1 pseudogene is annotated in these 262 nt (G+C 53.1%); it reads left to right on the top strand.

The features are described from left to right. Positions 1 to 262 (top strand): annotated as a pseudogene (locus tag ACYP03_RS26700) (YjiH family protein); the annotation flags it as partial.

The following is a 262-nucleotide window of genomic DNA, read 5'->3' on the forward strand; positions in this document are numbered from 1 at the left end:
TGATCGGTGCCGTCTATCCTTTTGTCAGCGGCCAATGGTCTAAGAGTCTGACAGACAAAGTTTTCTCTGTACTGAAAGTCATGGGCGCCGGCGCTGCGCTGATGGCGGTAACAGGGGCAGGACCAGAGTTCCTGCACAGCAAAGACATGTTGCCGTTTCTGTTTGAAAAGCTGGTGATATCGGTCGGACTGATCGTTCCTGTCGGGGCGGTGTTTCTGTCGTTTCTGGTGAGCTACGGTTTGCTGGAGCTGATTGGTATCCT

The sequence above is a fragment of the Photobacterium sp. R1 genome (genome assembly GCF_054600795.1).